Raw genomic sequence first — 22,525 nt, 5'->3', positions numbered from 1 at the left:
CTGCCGTACGAGGTCCGGCGGGGCGGTTGCGCTACACTTGGAGGCTTCGAAAAACACATGCAATCGCGCGCGTGCGTGCGACCTACGGGAGCGCTATGAACTGGTTGAACGAGGTGCTGCAGAACGATCCGAACCCCACTGAGACCCAGGAGTGGATCGAATCGCTCAAGGCCGTCATCGATGTCGCGGGCCCCGAACGCGCGCATCAGCTGCTGGAGGACATGGTCGAACTGACCCGTCGTTCCGGCGCCTACCTGCCGTTCTCGCCGACCACCGAGTACGTCAACACCATCGCGCCCGCCAACGAGGCCAAGAGCCCGGGCGATGCGGCCATCGAGTGGAAGATCCGCTCGATCATCCGCTGGAACGCCATGGCCACCGTGGTCCGCGCCAACCGCAAGCCCGGCGACCTGGGCGGCCACATCGCCTCCTTCGCCTCGGCCGCCACCCTGTACGACGTGGGCTTCAACCACTTCTGGCGCGCCCCGTCCGACAAGCACCCCGGCGACCTGCTCTACATCCAGGGCCACAGCGCCCCGGGCATCTACGCCCGCGCCTTCCTCGAAGGCCGCATCAACGAGACCCAGCTCGACCATTTCCGCATGGAAGTGGACGGCCAGGGCATCTCCTCCTACCCGCACCCGTGGCTGATGCCGGACTTCTGGCAGACCCCCACCGTGTCGATGGGCCTGGGCCCGCTCAGCGCCATCTACCAGGCGCAGTTCATGAAGTACCTGGAGCACCGCGGCCTGATCGAGAAGTCCGACCGCAAGGTGTGGTGCTTCATTGGCGACGGCGAGAGCGACGAGCCGGAAACCCTGGGCGCCATCGCCCTGGCCGGCCGCGAAGGCCTGGATAACCTGATCTTCGTGGTGAACTGCAACCTGCAGCGCCTGGACGGCCCGGTGCGCGGCAACGGCAAGATCATCCAGGAGCTGGAAGGCGTGTTCCGCGGCGGCGGCTGGAACGTCATCAAGCTGCTGTGGGGCGGCTACTGGGACGCGCTGCTGGCGCGCGACACCGACGGCGTGCTGCGCAAGCTGATGATGGAAACCGTCGACGGCGAATACCAGAACTGCAAGGCCTTCGGCGGCGCCTACACCCGCGCCAACTTCTTCGGCAAATACCCGGAGACCGCGGCCATGGTCGCCGGCCTGTCCGACGACGACATCTGGCGCCTGAACCGCGGCGGCCACGACCCGCACAAGGTCTACGCCGCCTACCACCAGGCGGTGAACACCAAGGGCATGCCCACCGTGATCCTGGCCAAGACGGTCAAGGGCTACGGCATGGGTTCCTCGGGCGAATCGCTCAACCCCACCCACCAGACCAAGAAGCTGGACGACGACGCCGTGCGCGCGTTCCGCGACCGCTTCAACATCCCGCTCAGCGACAAGCAGCTGGCCGATGCCGAGCAGGTGCCGTTCTACCACCCCGGCCCGGACTCGCCGGAAGTGCAGTACCTGCAGGAACGCCGCGCCTCGCTCGGCGGCTACCTGCCGCAGCGCCGCCGCAAGGCCGATCAGTCGTTCACCGTGCCCGGCCTGGACAAGTACGACCGCCTGCTCAAGTCCAGTGGCGAGCGCAGCTACTCCACCACCATGGCCTTCGTGCAGAGCCTCAACATCGCCCTGCGCGACAAGGACCTGGGCCCGCGCATCGTGCCCATCGTGGCCGACGAAGCGCGTACCTTCGGCATGGAAGGCATGTTCCGCCAGATCGGCATCTACGCCCCGTTCGGCCAGAAGTACAAGCCGGTGGACGCGGACCAGCTGATGTTCTACCGCGAGGACCAGTCCGGCCAGGTGCTGCAGCAGGGCATCAGCGAACCGGGCGCGATCTCCTCGTGGCTGGCCGCCGGCACCAGCTACTCGGTCAGCAACGTGCCGATGCTGCCGTTCTACATCTACTACTCCATGTTCGGCTTCCAGCGCGTGGGCGACATCGCCTGGCAGGCGGCGGACATGCGCACCCGCGGCTTCCTGCTCGGCGGCACCGCCGGCCGCACCACCTTGAATGGCGAAGGCCTGCAGCACGAAGACGGCTTCAGCCAGGTCATCGCCGGCTCCATCCCCAACGTGCGCAGCTACGACCCCACCTTCGGCTACGAAGTCACCGTGGTCATGCAGTACGGCATGAAGCGGATGATGCAAGAGCAGGTGGACGAGTACTACTACATCACCCTGATGAACGAAAACTACACCCACCCGGAAATGCCGGCCGGTGCAGAGGACGGCATCATCAAGGGCATGTACCTGCTGACCGACGCCGGCAAGCCCAAGAAGGGCGAACTGCGCGTGCAGCTGCTGGGCTCGGGCACCATCCTGCGCGAAGCCATCGCCGCGGCGGAGCTGCTGGACAAGGACTTCGGCGTCACCGCCGACATCTGGTCCTGCCCCAGCTTCAACGAACTGCGCCGCGACGGCTTCGACGCCGAGCGCTGGAACCGCCTGCATCCGGAAGGCGAGCAGCGCAAGCCCTACGTCACCCAGCTGCTGGAAGGCCGCCAGGGCCCGGTAATTGCGGCAACGGACTACGTACGCGCCTTTGCCGACCAGATCCGCGCCTTCGTGCCGACGCACTACACCGTGCTGGGCACCGATGGCTTCGGCCGTTCGGATACCCGCGCTAACCTGCGCCGCTTCTTCGAAGTGGACCGGTACTACATCGCGCATGCCGCGATTGCGGCGCTGGCGAAGGATGGGAAGATGACCGGGAAGGATGTGGCTCGGGCGATCAAGCAATACAAGATCGATCCGGAGAAGTCGAATCCGGTCGGAGTCTGAAATTAAAACCCCCGCATCGCCGGGGGTTTTTTGTAGGCAATGCATCCTACTCGCATCACTGAAGGACAATCGATGCACACCCCTCTGAATGCTTCGGCGACAACTGCTGGTACGCTGATGTCGAGCTCGACTCTTGAGATACCGCCCTACCAGCGAGAATATGCTTGGCAATTAGATGAGGTATCGGACTTCTGGAATGACCTCAAGAAGGCCATCAACGAAGATTCTTACTTCCTTGGCCTGTTGATCCTCACGGATGACGGCGGTAGGAAGCATGTTGTCGACGGCCAGCAGAGGATCTTGACGCTCACCCTTCTTGCGGGGGCTCTCTATCAAGAGGCTCTGTTTGCCGGGAGGAAGGCACTTGCCGAACGAATTCACGCGGACTTCTTGAGTTCAATTGATTACGACACTGACGAAGTCCATCCGAGGGTGATCCTGTCGGACGGACAGGACGACGTAACTCTTCAAGCCCTCTTGTCGACAGGAGCCCCACCCCTCGTACTGGGTGATACTGGTGGCTCGATCTCCCATGTCATGTCTGAGGCGTACAAATTCCTAAAGGACCAGCTAAGAAAAGACCTCGCTGATGATCCCTTCAAAAGGCTTGGCGCTTGGACGGATTTCATAACTAATCGACTCTACTTCGCAGTCTTTGTTCACCCCGATTCTGCATCCGCCTACCGTGTCTTCGAGGTCATCAATACTCGAGGAAAAGAGCTGACAACTGCTGACTTGCTGAAGAACTATGTCCTTAGTCAGACGCCAAAGACCAAGCGCGATGAGCTGTATCAGCAATGGCAACGAATTGCGCGAAGTTTCTCCCTCAATGGATCTAATTCATTTGTCCAGTACATCAGGCATGTGATCACTATCGAGGCTGGTCACGTCCTTCCAAAAGATCTTTTTGATTTCATAGCCGGTCGTCAGGTCTTTGGGTCGCGCAGCCCGCCATCAATTCCAGAATTAATGGCAATCCTCAGTGCGCATCTTCCGCTCTACTTGCAAATGATTGATCCAACGTTGGAAGGGCCAGCGGAGTCGGATGCTCTGAAAATATTTTCTGCCCTCAATAGCCTGGGTGTAATATCAGTGCGTCCACTACTATTGGCCATTGCTAATGTTCCAGATTCGATAGAGGGAATGCGCTATGTGCTGAGATTGGTTGTGCGAAGAATAGTCGTCGGAAACCTGGGTACCGGCAATGTTGAGCGTCAACTCAGTGAGGCTGCGCGATCTGTTAAAAGCGCTAATGACTGGAGGTCTGCGGAGGCGGCGTTGCGCGATCTTGATCCAGAAGACGAGCTCTTCTTGGATCAATTAAAGAGAAGGTCTTTCAATAAGGGTGTGCTCACGTTCTTGCGTCGATCGATTATCCAAAATGAAATGACGCCAGAATCGATTGGAGTACTTCATTTCATCGCGCCACGACAGCAGGGTGTGTGGAATGGCCTAAGTGATGAAGATCTCTCGTACTGGGGTGCGACGATTGGCAATGTGATTTTGACCGAGCTTGAACGGCGCCCAAAAGCAGCCAGTACTTGGGAGGGCGTAAAGAACGCATTGCTACCATCCGCAGTAGATGGTGAAATTGTTCAAGCTTTGGAAGCCTTTGATGTATGGGATGCGAGCGCTATTGAAGAAATTGGTAAAAACCTTTCGGACTCTGCGCGTCAAGTGTGGTGCTGATCAGATGCCTTCCGTCGACCATCTTAGTGAGATCGAGAATGTTCTCGATCGTCGAGTGCCGATCGCAGCAGTCGAAATGCTCGCGGCGGCCGTTGTCTACAAGAAGAAGGCAGAGTTTAAGCTTGGAGATATCGCTATCGGGCTGGACGCCAATGTCCTGCTGAAGCTCGCTGGTCATAAACAAAGAGCAGACATTATTGACTATTTCTCTGGGAAGCATGATGCCCCGCTAGTGCTTCCTGGGCAGGTGATTCAGGAGTTTTGGAACAATCAATTTGCAGCGATGCAGTCAGTGCCCGCCCAGGTGAAAAAGCACTTCGATGCGTTGGCGGCTGAGATTCAAAAAGTTGACGGGGCGTTCGGCGATACTGCAGTGAAGGCGCATTCTTTGCTAGGTGAGCTCGGCTCAGACTACGGTTACATTCGCGATAAATCGACAATTAGTCATCTTGCAAGTGTCTGTGCAATTTTGTCGGATAAGGCCCATGTGGGCTACGTGCCGCGCTTGAGATTCCAGGAAATCGCCCATCAGAGAAGGCGCACGCGCACACCTCCCGGGTTCAAGGACGACGCAGATGGCGACTTCTTCGTTTGGGCAGACTTCTTATTTGGGCTACTCACAAAGAAATCGGAAGGTGCGGAATTCAAACACGTGGTTTTGGTCACTGATGACAAGAAGTTGGACTGGAGCTTGGCAGGGGTAGCGCATCCGATTCTCGCTGCCGAAGTATTGGCTCTGACGGGAGTGTCCTTCGAAGTGTGGTCGCTTGACGTGCTAGGCAAGGAGGTCGTCGCTGCTGTCGGGGTAAGCTCGAACGCGACGCCGCCCAGTTCGCCGGGAGCTTCTACCGGTGAAGTCGATGCATCGGAGTAACGGGGTCAAGTTCTAAGGTTTCCCCACGTTTTCATGCCGCGAATAACGGGGTCAGGTTCACTTCTAGCTGTAAGTGAACCTCACACCGTTTTTATATGCATGCACTGGATTCAGCGCATGCAGGCATTGCTAAGTAGTCAATAGCTAAGGTGTAGGCGTCAATCCAATGGTGCCGAATAATATAAGGCGCCTTGCATGATATCCGACTGCTTTCGCTTCTTGATCCCGCTTTTCTTATCTCTGCGGCCAATTGGATTGGAAATGCCCCAATAATGGGACGCCTCTGTTGTCCCGAATCGCAGTAGAGCGCTGTTGCCAAGTGCAATCACCTTCTTGGGACGCTGCGGTTTGACTCCTAGTGCGCGTATAACCTCGCTTGCGACCGCCCGAGCTAGAGGCGGCGGAACAGCATTTCCTATCTGGCGCGCTCCGTGCCACTTAGTCGTGTTGAAGCGGAACCAGTCGGGAAATCCGTGAAGTCGCGCCATTTCGCGCACTGTGATGCAGCGTTTCCACTTGTAATGGATGGGGCGCGGGCTAGTAAAAGCTCCGCGCGCTGAATCGGTGCCGGCACGAAGAGTATTAGAGACCCCCCCGGGATGGAGCTTGAAGAATCGAGAAACGGGCTCGACCTCGCCGGGGAGAGTTGCCGCAAAACGTTCGCGTGAGATGTCGCTATGATTGGAACGAGCGCTCGAAGTCAAAAGAGTTGGGTCCCAATCCCGTTTGTATCCGTAAGCCCAGCCTGCCGAATCCGAGCAGCGCATAAGGGCTGCGTAGCTGCTGGGATCGCTCCACCTCGCAATGCGCGCCTCGTCGTTCCCATTCAGCCGAGCGTACCGTTCTGCGTCCGGCAGGTCGCCCAAAGCGTCTAGGCAAGTTGGCGCTGTGGGAAGCGCAGTCTCCGCACTTCCTGGTTTGCGCGTCGTTGGTGTTGGATAGGATGGAAGCGGAAGCCCTCGCTTGGCGCCAAGTAGAAAAAGCCGCTGCCTATCTTGGGGGACTCCATACGAGCAGGCGTTGAGAACTTTCCAGTCCTCAACTACGTCATAGCCTGCTTCCTTGAACTCTTCGATGATTTCGAAAAGAAATTTCCGATGCTTGCCGACAGTAAGCCCTTTAACGTTTTCGAAGACGAAGTAGCTAGCGTCCAGTTCTCGAACGATCCGCACGAAGTCCTTCACCAGCGAATTTCTTGGGTCGTCCAGTGCGCGCCGCCCAATAAGGGAGAAGCCTTGACAGGGGGCGCCGCCAAAGACTACGTCAACAGTACGTTCGCCTATCCCGGCCGCAGCGCGGATGCGTGAGCCGTTCAGCTCTGTAACTGATTGCGGAATCACCTGACAATGCGGAAAATTGTACTCATGGACCGAGGCGTGGACTGGATCGATTTCTACTGCCGCAACTACATCGAATCCAGCTTGTTCAAAGCCAAGGCTAAGGCCGCCGGCACCGGCGAAGAGGTCGATTCCAAGGGGTCTGTTCATGGGTGGAAGTATAGTGTGCCCGCGATCATTTGTCGATCGGAAGAGGTCGTTCTGCATGGTCAGAGATCCTTCTCTTGAGGGTGGTGGACATTGCAAGAGAGCCGTCTCACGGCATGAGATGGGTTGCTCGTGGACAGGTTGACTGCAGAGCGACGCAGTTGGCTTATGTCGCGGATAGGCTCGAAGAACACCAAGCCAGAGCTTGCGCTGCGATCATTGCTGCACGGACTCGGGTTCAGATTCAGGCTGCATAGACGAGACCTGCCAGGTACGCCTGATGTGGTCCTTCCTGGTCGTCAGACGGTCATCTTCGTCCACGGATGCTTCTGGCATGGACATGCGTGCAAACGAAACAAAATGCCGAAGTCCAGGACGGAGTATTGGGGGCCTAAGATCGATGCCAACCGGAAGCGAGATGCGAAGAAGCGGAGGATGTTGCGTAAGCTTGGCTGGCAGGTACTTACGGTATGGGAGTGCGAGCTGAGAAATCCTTCTAAGCTTTCGGATAGACTTGTACGTATGATCGATGACTAGGAAGGGTGTCGTGGGACTTGTAGCTAAGAAGCCGAATCGCTATTCGGAGATCATTGCCGAGGTATTCCGACGCCATTACACGCAAGGGAGTAGGCGGGTCGCATTCGAGCGGGAGGAGTTCGAGAGGGTGGCGACCGAAAAAGGTATAGATCAAATAAAAAATTTGGGTGATGCGATCTACGCATTCAAGTACAGAGTGCCGTTGCCTGATTCCATCGTTGAGACGGCTCCTGAGGGGTACGAGTGGGGTATCTTCGGAGTGGGGCGCGCTAAGTACGAGTTCCGTTTGGTCGCCCCCTTGGATATCACTCCGCGGTCCAATAGGCTTGTGATAAAAATCCCGGATGCTACCCCCGAAATAATCGGGGCATATGCTCTTGGCGACGAGCAGGCGCTGCTGGCGAAGGTCAGATATAACCGCCTAATCGATGTGTTCTTGGGGGTCACGGCATCTTCGCTCCAAAATCATCTGCGTACAACCGTTAAAGGGATTGGGCAAATTGAGATCGACGAGCTCTACGTAGGCGTTGATCGCTACGGTTCTCAATATGTCATTCCGGTTCAGGCGAAAGGTGGAAAGGATCGGCATGGTAGGCAACAAACCGAACAAGATATCGCTTGTTGTATAGAGAAATTTCCGAATCTAAGATGTCGAGCGGTTTCTGCGCAGTTTATGCCGAATGGGCGAATCGCGATGTTCGAGTTGGCAATGCAGGACGACGATATTAAGGTGGTTGCTGAGGAGCAATATGAGCTTGTTCCTGCCGCATGTATTACTTCGGAGGACCTGGACGTATACCGAAGAGGTCGTGGATAAATAAGTGATAGTCGTGACTTTTGGAGGGTAAGCGTGGGTTTTCAGTAAAAAATTCAAAAATGTGACTGATTTAAAGTTTGCCTTGCTTGCCGGGTATTGACATGCAAAGCTGCTGATAGCATCTTAGTTACAAGGAGCGTCGAAACTCCTCACGTAGCGGCACCCACCTCCGACAAACCGGTGGGTTTTTTGTGCCCGAGTCTCGGGCGCAAGCCGACGCGATGCCTGCGTCGGGAGGGCGGCTAATACAACACCCTTCGGGGAAATACGCCCGCCGTCTACGTGCGGTTTCGAACCTCCCGACTTCCCGTCCGCCATTTGTGGCGGGCGGACCCCTTCATGGAACGAGGAGGCAACGATGTCGTACGACCGTTTGGACGATGAAGCCATGCCCGGCTATTTCCTGCCGGAGGAGAGCCAGTTCCGGCTGGCGAAGCTGCGCGATCACGTGAGGTTCCTGGTCCGGCTGGCGCAGCCGCGCACGCCGGACGAGGAGCGTGCCGCCGAGCCCAAGGTGCGCATGGGCGAGCTGGCGGTCTGTCTGGAGCTGTTGGCCGACCAGGCGGAGCTGGTGCTGGACGCGCTGTCCTATCCTGCGCAGCGGACCGACACGACGCACGGCGCCCGGCCCGCTGCCACCGTCGAGGTGGCGCCGGACGCGGGCGGCGGCGCCTTCCGCGTCACGCTGGCGCAACTCGACCAGCTCACCCTGCTGGCCGAGACCGTCTCGGCCCACGCCCGGGCGGTGGCGGCCGGCGATGCAACCGCGCGTGCCGGCCAGGCATTACCGGAAGTGGACGACACGCTCTGCGAGGCAGCGAACGCGATGCGGGCGCTGCTGCTGCAGATCGAGCACCAGCCGCTGCGCGAACCGACGCCCAACGGCGTACGCGAGGAGCGGGCGGTCTATGCGTTGGAGGTGGACGCGCCGCCTGCGGGAAGCGGGCGGCTGCATTGATTCCACATGGCTGAGGTGAGGCAAGAACGCTCCGCCGGTGGGCTGGCTGGCGGAGCGTTGCCGGTTCATCTCGCAGGAGATGTATGGAATGCCTCAGGTCTAGTTGCTATCTTCCGCGCATACGAGCCGCAGGCATGTCCAAGGAGTGACCGAAATGGCTGAGCAAGTGCGATCCAGGCCGTGTTTTCCCGTGGCCGCGCTGGTTGTAGCGATGGGGTTGATCACCTCGTGTGCAAGCTCCGCTTCCGCGAGCAAGGCCACTCCGTTTTCCGGGGAGTGGGCGTATGCCAAGAAATGCGACTTGGGCCACTATCTGAGCCTGCATCTGCAGCAGCATGGCGATCGCGTCACGGGAGATTGGAGCGAGGCGACGAACGCCCACGGCAATGATGGGCAACTGCAGGGACAAGTGCGTGGAGACACGTTGTATGTCCGCTACTGCAGCGATGACGGGGGAAAGAGCTACGCCGCATGCCCCGCGTTTTCAGGGCCAGAGGATCAGTTCCGGCTGGAAAATGGGCAACTTGTTCAATATCAGAAGTACGGTTCTGTCTACCGCCGTAGCGTCGCGCTTCATCCGGACATCGCTGGGAAGGAAGTGCCTTTTGACAAGGATTGTACGGATCCCGAGGACGAACAATGAGTGCGCTCACAGACCAGGAGCTGCGCGCGACCCTCTACTTCGCGGTGGGTGTCACCTCCGAGAGTCGATACGATGCATATCGACTGGCTGTTGCAGGCGACAAGGCGTCAACGCCGACACTCGAACCGGCGGACAAAAGCGGCTATTCGATCGGTACCATCCAAACGGATCTTGGGCAGCACTATCAGCCCAATGATCCTAATGGCGAAAACGTTCCAAGGGACTTGATCAATGCGTACCAGGGCTGGGCGAGCGCGCATCAGCCACAGTCGGTGTTGACCGAAGATCAGGCGACGAGAGCGATTGCGGATCTTGGTCGTGATGGAGATGCGATCAGAAGCGACCACGGGCGCCCGCTGGATGCGGATGTCAAATCGCGGTTGGACGCGTTCTTGTCCTCGGACGCCGGTATCACTTGGGTGCACGATCGCGACATCGCCCAGATCGACAAACTGATGGATCATGCCATTGCGCCTCTGCAGCGAAGCAACCTGTATCAGAACGCTTCACTCGACGACCAAGTGAAACTGGCGGCGATGGTTGGCAAGGTGTACAACCAGAACGAAGTACGCGCTGCACCAATGATTCGCAAGCTTGAGGGCAATCAGTATGACTCTGTGGCAGACGTCAGTGCTGCCATCGACGGACTTCTCCCCAAACGCTCGGGTCGGAACGACTACTTTGAGCTGGGGCGTGACGACGCCCTGAGGGGGGCTGAGGTCGTCAACGCACTGCGCAACGCGAATCGAGAAAGCCCTCTCTCGACGGCATGGGCGAGTGTCCTGGCTGATCCGCTTGTCAATCCAACCGCCCTCACTGCGGACAGGACGCACCAAAACTTGCCGCACGAGTACCCGGTCATCAAAAACCTGTTCATCCATGACGATCGCTCAGGGCAGTTCATCGGGGCTTTGGATAGAGGCGCGACGCATCAATACGGTCCTGCGGATCGCGCGCACCCAGAGCGCTTCAATGGGCCGGGCTTCTATGCCGCAGGGAATGATCTGGTCAACTGGAACAAGCATGGGCAGGGCCATGCCTTCTTGAACGGTGAATGGAGCTCTGTCGCGCGCGAGAATCTGACGCGCGCTCGAAACCAAGATGGCACCACCGATCTCAATGTGCAGCAGGGAGGCCAGACGCAACGGCTGCTGCATGTGGATCCTCATGCACCGGAACTTCGGCCCGCTCCGCAACAGCACGGTGGCAGGACCGGACCCGACAATCCTGCGCACCCCGATCACGCAATGCTCCTGCAAATCAGGGAGGGAGTGCAGCGGCTCGGCAACCAGGCCGGCGTGCCATTCGATGAGAGCAGCGAGCGCGTGTGCAGGAGCCTTCTCGCCGCCTGCAAGGACAATCGAGACCAGTATCCGAATGCTTCCAGCGCCTCGCTATCCGGCAATGCATTGACCAGGGTGGATCATGTCGTCGCTGGTCCCGAGCGTCTGTTCGCGGTTCAAGGTGAGTTGAACGATCCCGCGCACCTGCGTGCCCATGTCCTCGTACAGCAAGCGACGCAGACACCGGTAGAGCAATCAGACGCCAAACTTATGGTGGCGAACCAGGCAATTGCTCAGGAACAAGCGATGACCCAGCAACGCGACTTGTCTAGAAATCAAGGGCAGTCGCTGGGGTGACGTTATCGAGGCAGCGGGCTCCTTCGTGTTGCCCGGTGCCGCCAGAATGACAACGGATAGGTGAGTGTCCGCAACTCCGCATCCACCAGTACCGCTGGCGAATGCGTGTTGTCCTCATCACTCCATTCCTTTGGGGCCTACTTCTTCATTGCGCCTTTACGGCACAAGCCGATGTTGGTCCTTGCCGCGCGCACGATCGCCACGTAGCGATCCGCCAGCGTCGGCGTCCATCCTTCCACCACTGCGTCGTCGTCCTTGCCGGCGTCCTCGGCATACTTGTCGAGCGTGGCCAGGCACTGCGCATACAACCCGTTCTTGTACTGGGTGATGGCCAGGTCGTTGCGAATGGCGCCTTCTTCTTCCCATTCCAGCGTTGGCAAGCAATTCGTCAGTGCCGGGGACAAGGTGGTCAGCGCCGCCTTATAGTTTTTGCCATCGTAAAAACGCTTGAACGCAGTCCGTGTGCGATCGAGGTCGTCCCGGCCGCACCCTTCGGCCATCCGCAGGTAGGGCGCTTCGAAGCCCGCGTTGTAGCCGCAGAAGGCCTTGCACTCGGTAGGTGTGGCCGCCTTCACCTCGATGCCATACGCATTGGCCGTGAACTTCACGCTGCAGGAAGGAACGCCAGCGTCGCCCTTTGCGATGCCGTGGTCGCCTTGGATCGCTCCATCCAGCAGGCACATGTCTCCCCCGGAGGTGCTTTCCAGGGAAAACATCAACGTCCCGTTCTGCTTGTCGAGCAGCAGCCGCCCCCATCCCTTTTCGGTCAGGTATTCGCCGGGCTTCAACGTTTCCCCCGATGTTGCGGGCGACGCGGGTTGCGCGTTGCTTTGTCTTGCCTTGGAGGCTGCCGCAAGCGGCTGCGCCGAGCAAGCCGCGCTACATAGCGCCGCGATCGCCGCGCAGGCGAGCCATTTTAGCTTCAGGGAATGATGCGTCTTCGCCATGCTTGGTCTCTCACTCCGCTTTCAGATAACCGACAAACCCACCACGCGGCGCCAATTCCAGCGCGATAGTGTCATGCGCGTGGCGGCGCCGCGCAGCCAATTCCGCTTGTTCGCTATCACATCGTCTTTGGTTAGATCGTTGGGAGGGGCGAACGTGCATCTTATTCAGGCTGTGGGCGCAATGCGTGCCAGACTTGTCATGCGCGCGAGGTTCGTGCAGCCTGCGCTGTCATGGAAGCGATGGCATGCGACTGATGCAGAACGACCAGGAACAGCGTCCCCCGGCCACGCGGCTCTACGCGCTGCTGGCGCGCGACGCGCGCAGCGGGGTGATCTTCCGCCGCGGGCCCAGCAAGCAGGTGCAGCTGATCCGCTGGGACCTGCGCGACGACAGCTTCGAACATGGGCAATGGTTCAAGGGCCGCATCTACGAGCGGCGCTGCGATCTGTCGCCGTCGGGCCGGCTGCTGGTGTATTTCGCTTCAAAGCAACACGGCGATTTCGTCACGTGGACGGCGCTGTCGCGTCCGCCGTTCTTCACCGCGCTGGCGCTGTGGCCGAAGGGCGACTGCTGGGGCGGAGGCGGCATGTTCGAGGACGAACGCACGCTGCTGTTGAACCATCGCCCGCAGCAAGGCCGCGATCCCTTTCCGCTGCCGACCGGCTTCCAGGTACCGCACGACATGGAGGTCCGGCCGTTCGGTCGTGGCTCTGGCGGCGGCGAAGACCAGCCGATCGATGGCGTGCTGCGGCAGCGCGACGGCTGGCAGGCGATCGATGCAGGTGAGGGCGAAACCGGTGGCATGAGTTCCACCACGCTCTATCGCTTCAACTGGCCGCGTGTATGGGAGAAGGCTGGCGCCAGCGGACGCCGGCTGCAATCGCTGCTGCATGCGATCGGCCGCGAAAACGAAGCGTGGTACAGCCTGGACCATCGTGTGCTGGACCGTGAGGGCGCCGTGCTGCTGGACCTGCCCGGCACCGACTGGGCCGATTGGGATGGCGGCGATCTGGTGTTCGCCCGCGACGGTTGCCTGTACCGCCTCGTCAAAAGCGATTTTCGGCGCTATGCGCAGGAAGGCGAAGCGGTTTTCCGTTTGTTGCACGATTTCACCGGCGCGCGGTTCGCGCCGCTTGCGCCTGCGGCGGATGCGCTCAAGTACTGAGTGATGGACGTGCAGCATGCGATCGATCCTGACGATCGACGTGCAGCGCATCACGAAGAGCTGCGGTGTCGGGAGCGCGATGTCGCCGCTTGCCGCCGTCCGTCTGGAGGTGGCGATATGCCGACGTGCAATCCGCCGAGTGCGCATTGCGTGAAGCGGCGAACTGAAGAATTCAGGGAAATTGCATGAGCCTTCTTCACCTGCATGGCGCGATGCTGATGCTCCCATCCAAGAGGGAATCGCACATGAAACATTCACTGTTGGTCCTGTCCATCGCGGCTGCACTGGCCATCGCGGGGTGCAAGCCGAACAAGGACAACGGCGCGCCGGCACCCACGGCCGACACGCCGGCCGCGAGCACCGAGCCGACGCCGGTGGGCGGCGCCGCCACCCCCACCACGCCGCCGGTCGGCGAGGCGAGTCCGGCGCCGGAAGGCGCGGCGCGTGCGAGTTCCGGCGACGACATCGCGCTGGGTTTGCTGGGGGCGGTCGACAAGAACGAAATCGCCGCGGCTAAGCAGGCGCAGGAAAAGAAGGTGACCGGCGCGGTGCTCGAGTACGCGAAGATGATGGAGAAAGAGCACTCCGAGAACCTGGAGAAGACCAAGGCGCTCGGCACGCTGGCCGAGACGCCCGACGTCAAGCAACTCGAGAACAAGGGCGAGCAGGAGCTGACGACGCTGGGCCAGAAGTCCGGCAAGGACTACGCCGCGGCCTACATCGACGCGATGATCGCCGGGCACAAGGAGGCTTTGCAGTTGATCGACACGCAGATGACGGCGGCGGCCTCGACGGAGCCGGTCAAGGCGCACCTGACCGAGACCAAGACCCACGTCGAGCAGCATCTGGCGAAAGCGGAAGCGATCAAGAAGGCGATGTGAGCGCGGGGCGTGGCAGGTCGTCGATCTGCCACGCCTTGCTCATCGGGTCGGCGCAGCAGTTGCCGTCGCGGGCGGTATCGCGGCTGGCGCCGACTCATTGGTGCCATAGACCCATTCGGCGAAGACGGCCGACAGGTCCTGTCCACTGGCGCGCTCCATCGCGGCCTGGAAATCGCGGCTGGTGACGGTCTTTCCGGCATGGCCGCGGGTGAATCCACGGATGCCGTTCCAGAAGGCCTGCTCGCCCAGGCGCTCGCGCAAATGTGCGAGGAACAGCGCACCCTTGCTGTACTGGACCGCGCGGCGCATGCCGAGGGAGGGATAGCTGCCCGACCAGGCCAGCGGCTTGTCGAATCCCGCGGCGCGGGCACGCTCGAGCCGACGCTGCGCCTGTTCCAGCTCCTGCCGATAGGCGTCCGCGCCGACTGCCTGTTCCTTCCAGGCTGCGGTCATGAAGGTGGTGATGCCTTCGTTCAACCAGAAGTCCTGCCACGACGCGCAGGTCACCAGATTTCCCCACCACTGGTGGGCCATCTCGTGGGCCACGATCCACGCCTCTGACGGTGCCTTGTTGTCCTCTTCCAGTGCCTCCTGGCCGATCAGGGAGAACGTCGCGGCTTCCTGTGCTTCCTGTCCCGGCACCCGCAATTGGGTGTAGCGCCGGTCGGGCAGCGCGATGCCGGCCTTGTCGGCCAGGAAGCGCGCGATGCCCGGTGCCTGTGCGAACGCTGCCGCCAGGTCGGTCCCTTGCCCGGTGGCGTCCATGTACACCAACTCGCCCACGTCGGTCTTGACCGTTGCCTTGGCGAAGGTTCCCGCGGCGAAGCCGAACAGGTAGGCGGAGTAGGGCCGTGTGGAGCGCCAGCGATGCAGGACCAGGCCATCGCGGCGCGCGCGCAGCGGCAACGCCTTGCCGACGCCCAGCGAGGCCGTGCCTGCCGGCAGCAGCAGGTCGAGCGCGAACTCGGCCTTGTCGCCGGGCGCGTCCTGCAGGCAGACCATCCAGTCGCAGGCGAAATAGCTGCTGTAGACGCCGTCGCCGGCGCGGATCAGGCCGCGCGCCGGCACGCCCTCCAGCGCGAAGCGGAGCGTGGCGGTCGCGCCCTTCTGCAGCGGCACGGGCAGGTCGAAGACAATGCCGTCGGCGCGCCTGACCACCGTCACCGCGCGCCCGTCCAGCGTCGCTGCGTGCAGCTGCAACGCGTTGGGCGAGAACACCAGCTGCGACACCCGCTGCGTGCCGCGCAGGGTGATGCTCTGTGTCCCGGCGACGGCGGTGGTGACCAGATCGGGATGCAGGGTCACCGCGTAGCGTTCGACCTCGAATCCCGTCCCCGGCGCCGGGGACGGTACCGCCGCGCCCGCGGCAGCCGATGCGGCGGCCAGGGCAACCAACGCTGCGCGTGCGTACCGGTTCGCCCATCGGCGTGGCGGTCGTGTCATCGGGGTTCCTTGGTGCCCAGCAGGTATTTCAGTCCATGGGTGAGCCCGCGCGGCGCCACGCTCAGGTGGTCTTCGTCGTTGAGCACGTCCAACTGCAGCTGCAACGACGGATAGCCCCGCGCTCGCAGCGTTCGCGTCATCTCCTGCGCATCCGACACCATGTCGTAGTTCTGTCCATAACGCCGCTGCTCGTATTCGCCGACGTACATGTAGACCTGCGCCGGCAAGTCCTTGTGGCTGGCGGCAAAGGCCTTTTCCTGCGCCTGCATGGCGTGCTCGCCGTACCAGTAGGACGGGCTGCCCAGGATGTAGCCGGAAAACATCTCCGGCGCGGTCAGCAGGATCTGCGCGCCGAGCAGGCCGCCGTAGGAGTGGCCGAGGAACAGGCGCCGGTGTTCGTCGGTGCGATAGCGCTGCGCCACGAACGGCAACGCCTGGTCGCGCAGATAGGCGATGTAGGCGTCCGCCTTGCCATGCGTCGCGTTCGGCGCTGCGTCCGCTCCGCCTTCCGGCGTGGGCGTGTAGTCGCGTCGTCGGCTCGGCATGGGTTCGTCGCCGATCGCGTAGGAAAGGCCGACCAGAATGAAATCGTCGATGGCCGGCCCTTCGCCGTTCAAGCGCCGTGCGATCTGCCGGACCAGAGGAAAGGAGTAGTCGGCGTCGGTGACGTAGAGCACCGGATAGCGGCGGCCGGGGTCGTCGGCATAGGAACGCGGCAGCGCGACGAATACTTGATAGTCGCGGCCTGAAACCGGGTCGGGCACGTTCCAGACCTGGCTGTCCGCGATTTCGTAAGGCTTTCCTTCGCCGCGTTGCGCGCCCGCGAAGGACGCCGTCGCGCGCGCAACTGGCGCTTGTTTCGCCGCCTGTTGCGCGGACGTCGGCGCCGGTGCCTGCGATGTATCGGCACACGCCACCAGAAGCACTGCAAGCAATCCCACCGACAACGATTTGCTCAATTTCGATCTCCTGGCCGCATTGGCTCGATTGGTCCAACGCATGGACAGGGCCGGATCATGCCATGCCGCAACGCTGCCCCGCTGTTTTCGATCGAAGAGCTCGGCAAGCCGACGACGGCGCGGAAGCTGCGCCAGCGATTGGCGCGGTACGCGCGCCATGGGCATGGAAGCGACCGCAGCCGCTAGACTTGCGTTCTCCGGAATCTGGTGAGGCCGATGAACCGCTACCGCTTCGTGTTGCTGGCCTTGCTGGCCGTATTCGGTGTCGCGCAGGCGCAAGACGATCGCCGTATCGCCGTGACCATCGACGATCTGCCGTGGCAGCGCATGGGCAAGACGCCGGCCGCGCAGGTGCCGGCGTTCCATGCGCAGCTGATGGCGTCGTTGAAGCAGGCGAACGTGCCGATCGTCGGCTTCGTCAACGAGGACAAGCTCGAACAGGACGGCCAGCTGCAACCGCAGCGGGTAGCGATGCTGCGCGATTGGCTGGATGCGGGCTACGAACTGGGCAATCACACCTACGGCCACGTGAATCTGCACGAGGTGGGATTGCCGGCCTACGAGGACGCGATCGTGCGTGGCGAACGCACGCTGCGGCCGCTGCTGGCCGAATACGGGCAGCCGCTGCGCTGGTTTCGCCACCCCTACCTGGCGACCGGTCGCAGCGATGCCGATCGCGAGGCGGTGGTCGCCTTCGTCGCCGCGCGCGGCTACCGCGTCGCGCCGGTCACCGTGGACAACGGCGATTGGGTGTGGGCCTTCGCCTATGCGCGGGTGCTGGAGACCGAGCCGGATGGTGCGGCGCGCGAGGCCACGCTGCTGCGGCTGCGCAAGGGCTATGTGCCGTACATGCTCAACAAGCTGGATTATTTCGAGGCGCAATCGCAGCGCTTGTTCGGCCGCCGCATCGCGCAGGTATGGCTGATGCATGCCAACGAGTTGAACGCCGTCGCGTTCCCGGAGCTGATCGCCGCCACGCGCCGCCGCGGTTATGCGTTCGTCACCCTGGACGAAGCGCTGCGCGATCCGGCCTACCGGCACGCGGAGGGCTATACCGGCGGCGGTGGCATCAGCTGGTTGCACCGTTGGGCCATGGCCGAGCACAAGCCCAGGGACTTCTATGCCGGCGAGCCGGCGGTGCCGGGTTGGGTGTTCGCGCTGGCCGGGATCGATTCGGAATAGAGGCGGTCGGGTCGGCCTGGGCGCGCGCTCGCGGCGTTCACTTTTCCGAGAGCCGTTGTGCTTCACGCTGCCCGCTTCGCGATTCCCGCTTCCCACCAATTGCCATGCCCACCTCCAAGACACCGCCCTGGAAGAAGCCCAAGCCGCGCGGCCAGCGTTCGCAACCGCTGTCGCCTGCGCAGAAGGCCGCGGCGCGGCAGCGCGCGGAAGAGAACGGCCGTCCGTATCCGAACCTGATCGACAACATGTGGGCAGTGCGTCTGCCGCGCGGCGAGGCTGCGGCGGACGAGACCGTGGCGGACGACGACGCGGAGAAATAGGCGCCGCCTGCGCATACGGTTGCAGCGGATGAAGCGAGTCGCGGTGTGGAATTTGGCAGCGGTGCCGTTCGCTCTTGGGCCATCGCGCGCGACAGGCATTGCCGGTAACGCGCGTCGCGACTGAAGTCGCTTCCACAATGGCCGTGCTGGCTGCAACTGCGTCGGCGAATGCGTTTCAGCGCGCCGGCGCATCCAGCGTGCGCAGCACCGACTTGTCGAGGCTGGCGGCTACGCCGATGCTGCGCCCGGCGAGGTTGGCCACCCTGTACTGCACCGCCACGCCCAGCACCTGGGTGGCCTGCGCCAGCGACAGGCCGTAGTCCTGCTGCAGCCACTGCAGCATGCCGGAGGTGGCCACGCGCAGCGCGTCGTCGCTGGAGCCGGCCTGGCCCAGGGCCATGATCTGCTCGGGCGATTCGACCCGCGGCATCGCGATCGCGCGGTGTTTGATCAGTTCGACCCGCAGTTCCACGTCCAGCGACGTCTCCAGCGCCCACTGCGTGGTCTCGCCATCGCCCTGCAGCGCGTGGCCGTCGCCGAGATAGAGCAACGCGCCCGGCTGTTGCACCGGCAGATACACGGTATTGCCCTGGACAACCTCATTGAAGTCCATGTTGCCGCCGCTGGCGCCGGTATCGCCGGTGGACAGGGCGGCGCTGCCGAAGCCGGGCGCCAGCGCCAGGCCGCCGAGCATCGGTCGCAGCGGGATCGCGAAGTGCTTCATCGGCCCTTCGCCGTCGACGGGATGCGCGAGCGCCGCAGCGCGGTCCAGGCGCCAGCGCACGTGCTTGCCAAGTGCGCTGGCCTGCGCGGCCACGCGCGGGGTCTGCAGGCGCCCGACCAGGCCGTCGAGGCTGTCGGCGGAGTCGCGGTTGAGCCGCAGCGAGACCACGTGGATGGCGAGCGTATCGCCCGCTTCGGCGCCGACGACGAAGAACGGCCCGACCTGCGGATTGCCGAACAGCGCGCGGGTGACGCCGCCCGCATCCACGCCGCCAGAATCCAGCGTCTTTGTGCGCAACGTATCGCCCGGCCAGAGCATCAGCACGGGTGGGCGATTTGCACTGAAGGTATTGGCGTAGTCGCTGGGCACGAAGTCGTGCGTGCGCGGCGCGGCGGTGTCGCGGGTCGGCACGCGCCATGCGTCGAAGGCGTGGTTGGCGCGCATGTCGGCGGCATTGGGATCCGGCTGGTCGCTGCGGCCGCGCATGCGTTGGCCCTCGACGCGGCCGTCGAAGCGGTAGACGCTGCCGTCGGTGGAGGTGGCCACGAAGGCGAGCGCATCGCCATGGCGCGTGCCGCGAACCGGATCGTTGTCGAGCCGACCCTGCAGCTGCGTGCCGGTCGCGTCCAGCTCGAGCGTCTGATAGCTGCGGTTGCCCCACAGATCCGTGGCCACGATCCATTGCTCGCCGCCCCATGCCGGCGCCGATGCGAGCAACGCCAGCGCGGGTATCCATCGCATCCTTCGCCACTGCATCGTCGTTTACCTTGCGTAGCTGTATTTGACTACAATTGTAGTCATTGGCGATTGCGGCGGAAATGCCGGAAGTCATGCCGGAATCGGCGTGGATGCCGTCGATTGCATCCTGGTGCGAGCGCGCCAGCCTCGGGGCTTTGATGAATGTCGCCGCACCAGGTCGCGTCGTCGCCCTTGGCGGCGGCGCGTCCGTGCCCATGCTGTGCCTGCCGGCATCGAGCCGGTCACCTCCTCCAGGTATTGGTATGACTCCGCAAGAACAACAGCTCCTCGAAGATTTCCTGGCCCGCGTGCGCAGCGCCGGCGGTGTGGCGATGGATCCGCAGGCGGATGCGCTGATCCGCGAGCGCCTGGCCGGCCAGCCGGATGCGGCCTATCTGCTGGTTCAGCGGGCCTTGCTGCTCGAGCACGCGCTGGACAGCGCCAAGGCGCAGATCGCGCAGCTGCAGCAGGCCGCGCCGCCACCGCCACCGGCCGCCAGTTTTCTGGGCCAGGGATTCAATGCGGGACCGCCGCCGTTGCCGCCGACACCCGCGCCGCAGGCCGCGCCGGGTTGGCGCGAGCGCCTGTTCGGCGGTGGCGCCAGCGTGCCGGACCAGGCGCAGGCCGCGCCGGCCGCACGCGGTCCGAGTTTTCTCGGCACCGCGGCCACCACGGCCGCAGGCGTGGCCGGCGGCATGTTCCTGTTCGAAGGCGTGGAGAGCCTGCTCGGCGGCGGCCACCACGGCGGCTTCCTGGGCGGCGGGTCGTCGCAGCCCACCGTGGTCGAGAACGTCACCAACAACTACTACGACGATGCGCCGCAGCAGGACGCCGGCCAGGACTTTTCGGACGACACCAGCATGGATGGCGACGACAACTGGACCTAGGGATCTGGGTGTTCCGCTCGGCAGGCATCTTGATGGGGCCACCGAGCGGACCTTGTAGCGTCATTGCGCCTGCGATGTCTGTCCGCCCGCGGGTACTTTTCCCCGCTCTTCATCAGGCTGTCGCCGCAAGGTTGCAGAGCGGTCGCCACGTGTAACGCGCGGCATGCGTGGCCGGACGAATCTGCGGCCCATGGGGCCGCAGATCCTCCTTGCAGCGTGCGCTGTGGCGAACGGACGATCGGTCCGGGCGCCGTGACACCAACAATCAGTTGCTGATGAACGTCGCCACGCTCTGCGGATCGACGTAGAACGCGGTCTGGCCGTTGCTGACCTGGTACGCGCCGCCGTAGCCGACGTTGACGCTGGCCGAGGTGCTGTACTTGGTGAAGCTGGCGGCGCTGCCGCTGGGCAGGGTGACCTTCAGTTCGCGATACTGGGTGCCGGTGTTGACCGCGACCAGCACGATCTTGTTGTCGGCGCGCTTGTAGGCGGTGACGGCGACATCGCTGTAGGGCGCGGCGGTGGCGCCGATCCGCTTGGCGCCGGGACGCACGAAGCGGGCGTATTGCGCCATCGCGTAGCCGCGCTTGCTGACCGCGCCGCCCTCGGTGATCAGGCCGTAGCTGCGGCGGATGTACCACCAGATGTAGGCGCTGTAGTTGGCCGCCATGCTCTTGTGCAGCTCGCTGGCCACGCCGAGCGCGGACGGCCAGGCGTTAGCGTCGGTATTGTCGGTGTAGTGCTCGGTCATCCACAGCTGCTTGCCCTTGTTGCGCGCCAGCGGATAGTCCTTCGGCTGCACCCCGTACAGATGGCCGCCGATGATGTCCACGTGCTGGCTGGCGCTGCTGTTGAGCAAGCCATCGGTCAGGTTGGGATTGAAGTTCAACGACTCGGCCGCGAGCACTTTCAGGTTGCCGAAGCTGGCACCCTGGGCGCTGAGGAAGTTGGTGAAATCGCTGCCGTTCCATTCCGCCGACTCGTAGTCCGGGTGCCAGTCCGGCTCGTTCTGCACGGACAGCGCGTACAGCGGCGCGCCCTTGCTCGACATGTAACTGGAGAAGTCCAGCAGGTGCTTGGCGTAGGCGCCGTAGTACTGCGGCAGCAGCTTGCCGCCGTTGTTGAGACTGTTGTTCGACTTCATGTACGCAGGCGGCGACCACGGCGTGGCCAGCAACACCGCGCCATGCGAGCGCGCGCGTACCGCGGCCGGGACCTGCTGGCTCCAGCCCGAACTGGAGGGGTCGATGCGCATGCGCATGATCGACAGGCCGATCTGGCCGTTGTCGCTGCCGAAGGCCAGATCGACCTGGGCCGGGGTGAGGTCGGCGATCCAGCCGGCGCCGCTCATGCCGCCGAATCCCTGGATGGTCTGGTAGGTCTGGCTCGGGGTGACGGTGACGTTCTGTGCCAGGACGGGCGCGGCCGAAAGGACCGCTGTGGTCATCGCCAGCAGGGTGGCGAGGATCCGTGGTGTTCTCATGTGTGTCTCCGGGGGAATGCAACAGGGGGTGTGACAGGGCGTGACCCTACGCCGTCGACATGACATAGACAATCGGTGCATGCGCCAACTGCGGCAACTGAGATGCAAGGCGCAGGGAGGCAGGGATTGCATTCGCGAAGGCGCAGGACAGTCGCGCGCTTGTCTCAGGACACGTGCATGCCGATCGGAGATGTCGCCACTGCCGCACAGGCTGAGCATGGTGCGTGCCTATCTGCGAGGCATCATGTGTGCGTGTGCATGCCGGCGCTTTGCAAGACGCCTGATGCTGCGCCGCGCAATCCTGTGCCGCGCAAAACCGCGGTACTGCCGATTTTGTGCACAGTTGCGCATCCAGGTTCGGCAAGTT

Annotated in this window: 19 protein-coding genes; 13 read left to right on the top strand and 6 right to left on the bottom strand. The window is 62.5% G+C overall.

Annotated features, from left to right (window positions below; translation table 11 throughout):
• Positions 1–95: 95 nt before the first annotated feature.
• The 3 genes from aceE to HEP75_RS19300 all read left to right on the top strand — a co-directional run bounded on the left by aceE (position 96) and on the right by HEP75_RS19300 (position 5,349).
• Positions 96–2,786 carry a pyruvate dehydrogenase (acetyl-transferring), homodimeric type gene (aceE, locus tag HEP75_RS19310; protein WP_185821220.1) on the top strand — a complete coding sequence of 897 codons (2,691 nt, stop codon included), beginning with the start codon at positions 96–98 and terminating at the stop codon, positions 2,784–2,786.
• Positions 2,787–2,858: 72 nt separating this feature from the next.
• Positions 2,859–4,475 carry a DUF262 domain-containing protein gene (locus HEP75_RS19305; protein WP_185824584.1) on the top strand — a complete coding sequence of 539 codons (1,617 nt, stop codon included), beginning with the start codon at positions 2,859–2,861 and terminating at the stop codon, positions 4,473–4,475.
• 4 nt (positions 4,476–4,479) lie between these two features.
• Positions 4,480–5,349: a PIN-like domain-containing protein gene (locus HEP75_RS19300; RefSeq protein WP_185824583.1), complete on the top strand. Its 870-nt coding sequence runs from the start codon at positions 4,480–4,482 to the stop codon at positions 5,347–5,349.
• A gap of 158 nt (positions 5,350–5,507) precedes the next feature.
• Here HEP75_RS19300 and HEP75_RS19295 read toward each other — a convergent pair whose 3' ends face one another.
• Positions 5,508–6,893: a DNA cytosine methyltransferase gene (locus HEP75_RS19295; RefSeq protein WP_255423911.1), complete on the bottom strand. Its 1,386-nt coding sequence runs from the start codon at positions 6,891–6,893 to the stop codon at positions 5,508–5,510.
• Positions 6,894–7,001: 108 nt separating this feature from the next.
• Between HEP75_RS19295 and vsr the strand changes: the two genes are divergently transcribed.
• The 5 genes from vsr to HEP75_RS19270 all read left to right on the top strand — a co-directional run bounded on the left by vsr (position 7,002) and on the right by HEP75_RS19270 (position 11,428).
• Positions 7,002–7,370 carry a DNA mismatch endonuclease Vsr gene (vsr, locus tag HEP75_RS19290; RefSeq protein WP_185824581.1) on the top strand — a complete coding sequence of 123 codons (369 nt, stop codon included), beginning with the start codon at positions 7,002–7,004 and terminating at the stop codon, positions 7,368–7,370.
• A gap of 10 nt (positions 7,371–7,380) precedes the next feature.
• The gene (locus tag HEP75_RS19285; protein ID WP_237652418.1) at positions 7,381–8,187 is read left to right on the top strand and encodes an endonuclease; all 807 of its coding nucleotides are present in this window, start codon (positions 7,381–7,383) and stop codon (positions 8,185–8,187) included.
• Positions 8,188–8,545: 358 nt separating this feature from the next.
• Positions 8,546–9,145, top strand: coding sequence for a hypothetical protein (locus HEP75_RS19280; protein WP_185824579.1), 600 nt, complete (start codon positions 8,546–8,548; stop codon positions 9,143–9,145).
• Positions 9,146–9,299: 154 nt separating this feature from the next.
• Entirely contained in the window at positions 9,300–9,788 is a 489-nt protein-coding gene (locus tag HEP75_RS19275; RefSeq protein WP_185824578.1) for a hypothetical protein, read from the top strand.
• The gene (locus HEP75_RS19270) at positions 9,785–11,428 is read left to right on the top strand and encodes an XVIPCD domain-containing protein (RefSeq protein ID WP_185824577.1); all 1,644 of its coding nucleotides are present in this window, start codon (positions 9,785–9,787) and stop codon (positions 11,426–11,428) included. Before HEP75_RS19275 ends, HEP75_RS19270 begins: the two co-directional genes overlap by 4 nt.
• A gap of 137 nt (positions 11,429–11,565) precedes the next feature.
• Here the strand turns inward: HEP75_RS19270 and HEP75_RS19265 are convergent, their stop codons facing one another.
• Entirely contained in the window at positions 11,566–12,375 is an 810-nt protein-coding gene (locus tag HEP75_RS19265; protein ID WP_255423910.1) for a hypothetical protein, read from the bottom strand.
• Positions 12,376–12,620: 245 nt separating this feature from the next.
• Between HEP75_RS19265 and HEP75_RS19260 the strand changes: the two genes are divergently transcribed.
• Both HEP75_RS19260 and HEP75_RS19250 read left to right on the top strand, forming a co-directional pair.
• Positions 12,621–13,541, top strand: a complete 921-nt coding sequence (locus tag HEP75_RS19260; protein ID WP_255423909.1) for a hypothetical protein — start codon at positions 12,621–12,623, stop codon at positions 13,539–13,541.
• A gap of 185 nt (positions 13,542–13,726) precedes the next feature.
• Positions 13,727–14,422 (top strand): DUF4142 domain-containing protein, encoded by a 696-nt coding sequence (locus tag HEP75_RS19250; protein ID WP_255423908.1) that lies wholly within the window; start codon positions 13,727–13,729, stop codon positions 14,420–14,422.
• 39 nt (positions 14,423–14,461) lie between these two features.
• Here HEP75_RS19250 and HEP75_RS19245 read toward each other — a convergent pair whose 3' ends face one another.
• Positions 14,462–15,727 carry a M1 family aminopeptidase gene (locus HEP75_RS19245; RefSeq protein ID WP_255423907.1) on the bottom strand — a complete coding sequence of 422 codons (1,266 nt, stop codon included), beginning with the start codon at positions 15,725–15,727 and terminating at the stop codon, positions 14,462–14,464.
• Between the two features lie 134 nt (positions 15,728–15,861).
• Positions 15,862–16,866, bottom strand: coding sequence for an alpha/beta hydrolase-fold protein (locus HEP75_RS19240; protein WP_185826665.1), 1,005 nt, complete (start codon positions 16,864–16,866; stop codon positions 15,862–15,864).
• Between the two features lie 174 nt (positions 16,867–17,040).
• Between HEP75_RS19240 and HEP75_RS19235 the strand changes: the two genes are divergently transcribed.
• Together HEP75_RS19235 and HEP75_RS19230 are read left to right on the top strand one after the other, a co-directional pair.
• On the top strand, positions 17,041–18,006 hold the full coding sequence (locus HEP75_RS19235; RefSeq protein ID WP_185824574.1) for a polysaccharide deacetylase family protein: 966 nt from the start codon (positions 17,041–17,043) through the stop codon (positions 18,004–18,006).
• Positions 18,007–18,110: 104 nt separating this feature from the next.
• Positions 18,111–18,326, top strand: a complete 216-nt coding sequence (locus HEP75_RS19230; protein ID WP_185821208.1) for a hypothetical protein — start codon at positions 18,111–18,113, stop codon at positions 18,324–18,326.
• Positions 18,327–18,501: 175 nt separating this feature from the next.
• Here the strand turns inward: HEP75_RS19230 and HEP75_RS19225 are convergent, their stop codons facing one another.
• Complete coding sequence (locus HEP75_RS19225; RefSeq protein WP_185824573.1) at positions 18,502–19,791, bottom strand: acetamidase/formamidase family protein; 1,290 nt, start codon at positions 19,789–19,791, stop codon at positions 18,502–18,504.
• Between the two features lie 260 nt (positions 19,792–20,051).
• Between HEP75_RS19225 and HEP75_RS19220 the strand changes: the two genes are divergently transcribed.
• Entirely contained in the window at positions 20,052–20,675 is a 624-nt protein-coding gene (locus HEP75_RS19220) for a DUF2076 family protein (RefSeq protein WP_185824572.1), read from the top strand.
• Positions 20,676–20,940: 265 nt separating this feature from the next.
• Here the strand turns inward: HEP75_RS19220 and HEP75_RS19215 are convergent, their stop codons facing one another.
• Entirely contained in the window at positions 20,941–22,122 is a 1,182-nt protein-coding gene (locus tag HEP75_RS19215; RefSeq protein ID WP_255423813.1) for a glycoside hydrolase family 30 beta sandwich domain-containing protein, read from the bottom strand.
• Between the last annotated feature and the right edge of the window lie 403 nt (positions 22,123–22,525).

Source organism: Xanthomonas sp. SI, from assembly GCF_014236855.1.
Classification (GTDB): domain Bacteria; phylum Pseudomonadota; class Gammaproteobacteria; order Xanthomonadales; family Xanthomonadaceae; genus Xanthomonas_A.
Note: the sequence above shows the minus strand (reverse complement) of the source record. Positions and strands in the feature narration are given on the sequence as shown.

Bases quoted from the DNA above. Each gene is read 5' to 3' on its own strand.
- HEP75_RS19295 (WP_255423911.1), bottom strand. From the start codon at position 6,893: ATGCAGAACGACCTCTTCCGATCGACAAATGATCGCGGGCACACTATA.
- HEP75_RS19235 (WP_185824574.1), top strand. From the start codon at position 17,041: ATGAACCGCTACCGCTTCGTGTTGCTGGCCTTGCTGGCCGTATTCGGT.
- HEP75_RS19265 (WP_255423910.1), bottom strand. From the start codon at position 12,375: ATGGCGAAGACGCATCATTCCCTGAAGCTAAAATGGCTCGCCTGCGCG.
- HEP75_RS19230 (WP_185821208.1), top strand. From the start codon at position 18,111: ATGCCCACCTCCAAGACACCGCCCTGGAAGAAGCCCAAGCCGCGCGGC.
- HEP75_RS19240 (WP_185826665.1), bottom strand. From the start codon at position 16,866: ATGCGTTGGACCAATCGAGCCAATGCGGCCAGGAGATCGAAATTGAGC.
- HEP75_RS19250 (WP_255423908.1), top strand. From the start codon at position 13,727: ATGAGCCTTCTTCACCTGCATGGCGCGATGCTGATGCTCCCATCCAAG.
- HEP75_RS19260 (WP_255423909.1), top strand. From the start codon at position 12,621: ATGCGACTGATGCAGAACGACCAGGAACAGCGTCCCCCGGCCACGCGG.
- HEP75_RS19225 (WP_185824573.1), bottom strand. From the start codon at position 19,791: ATGCGATGGATACCCGCGCTGGCGTTGCTCGCATCGGCGCCGGCATGG.
- HEP75_RS19270 (WP_185824577.1), top strand. From the start codon at position 9,785: ATGAGTGCGCTCACAGACCAGGAGCTGCGCGCGACCCTCTACTTCGCG.
- HEP75_RS19215 (WP_255423813.1), bottom strand. From the start codon at position 22,122: ATGACCACAGCGGTCCTTTCGGCCGCGCCCGTCCTGGCACAGAACGTC.
- HEP75_RS19220 (WP_185824572.1), top strand. From the start codon at position 20,052: ATGACTCCGCAAGAACAACAGCTCCTCGAAGATTTCCTGGCCCGCGTG.
- HEP75_RS19300 (WP_185824583.1), top strand. From the start codon at position 4,480: ATGCCTTCCGTCGACCATCTTAGTGAGATCGAGAATGTTCTCGATCGT.
- HEP75_RS19305 (WP_185824584.1), top strand. From the start codon at position 2,859: ATGCACACCCCTCTGAATGCTTCGGCGACAACTGCTGGTACGCTGATG.
- vsr (WP_185824581.1), top strand. From the start codon at position 7,002: ATGTCGCGGATAGGCTCGAAGAACACCAAGCCAGAGCTTGCGCTGCGA.
- aceE (WP_185821220.1), top strand. From the start codon at position 96: ATGAACTGGTTGAACGAGGTGCTGCAGAACGATCCGAACCCCACTGAG.
- HEP75_RS19280 (WP_185824579.1), top strand. From the start codon at position 8,546: ATGTCGTACGACCGTTTGGACGATGAAGCCATGCCCGGCTATTTCCTG.
- HEP75_RS19275 (WP_185824578.1), top strand. From the start codon at position 9,300: ATGGCTGAGCAAGTGCGATCCAGGCCGTGTTTTCCCGTGGCCGCGCTG.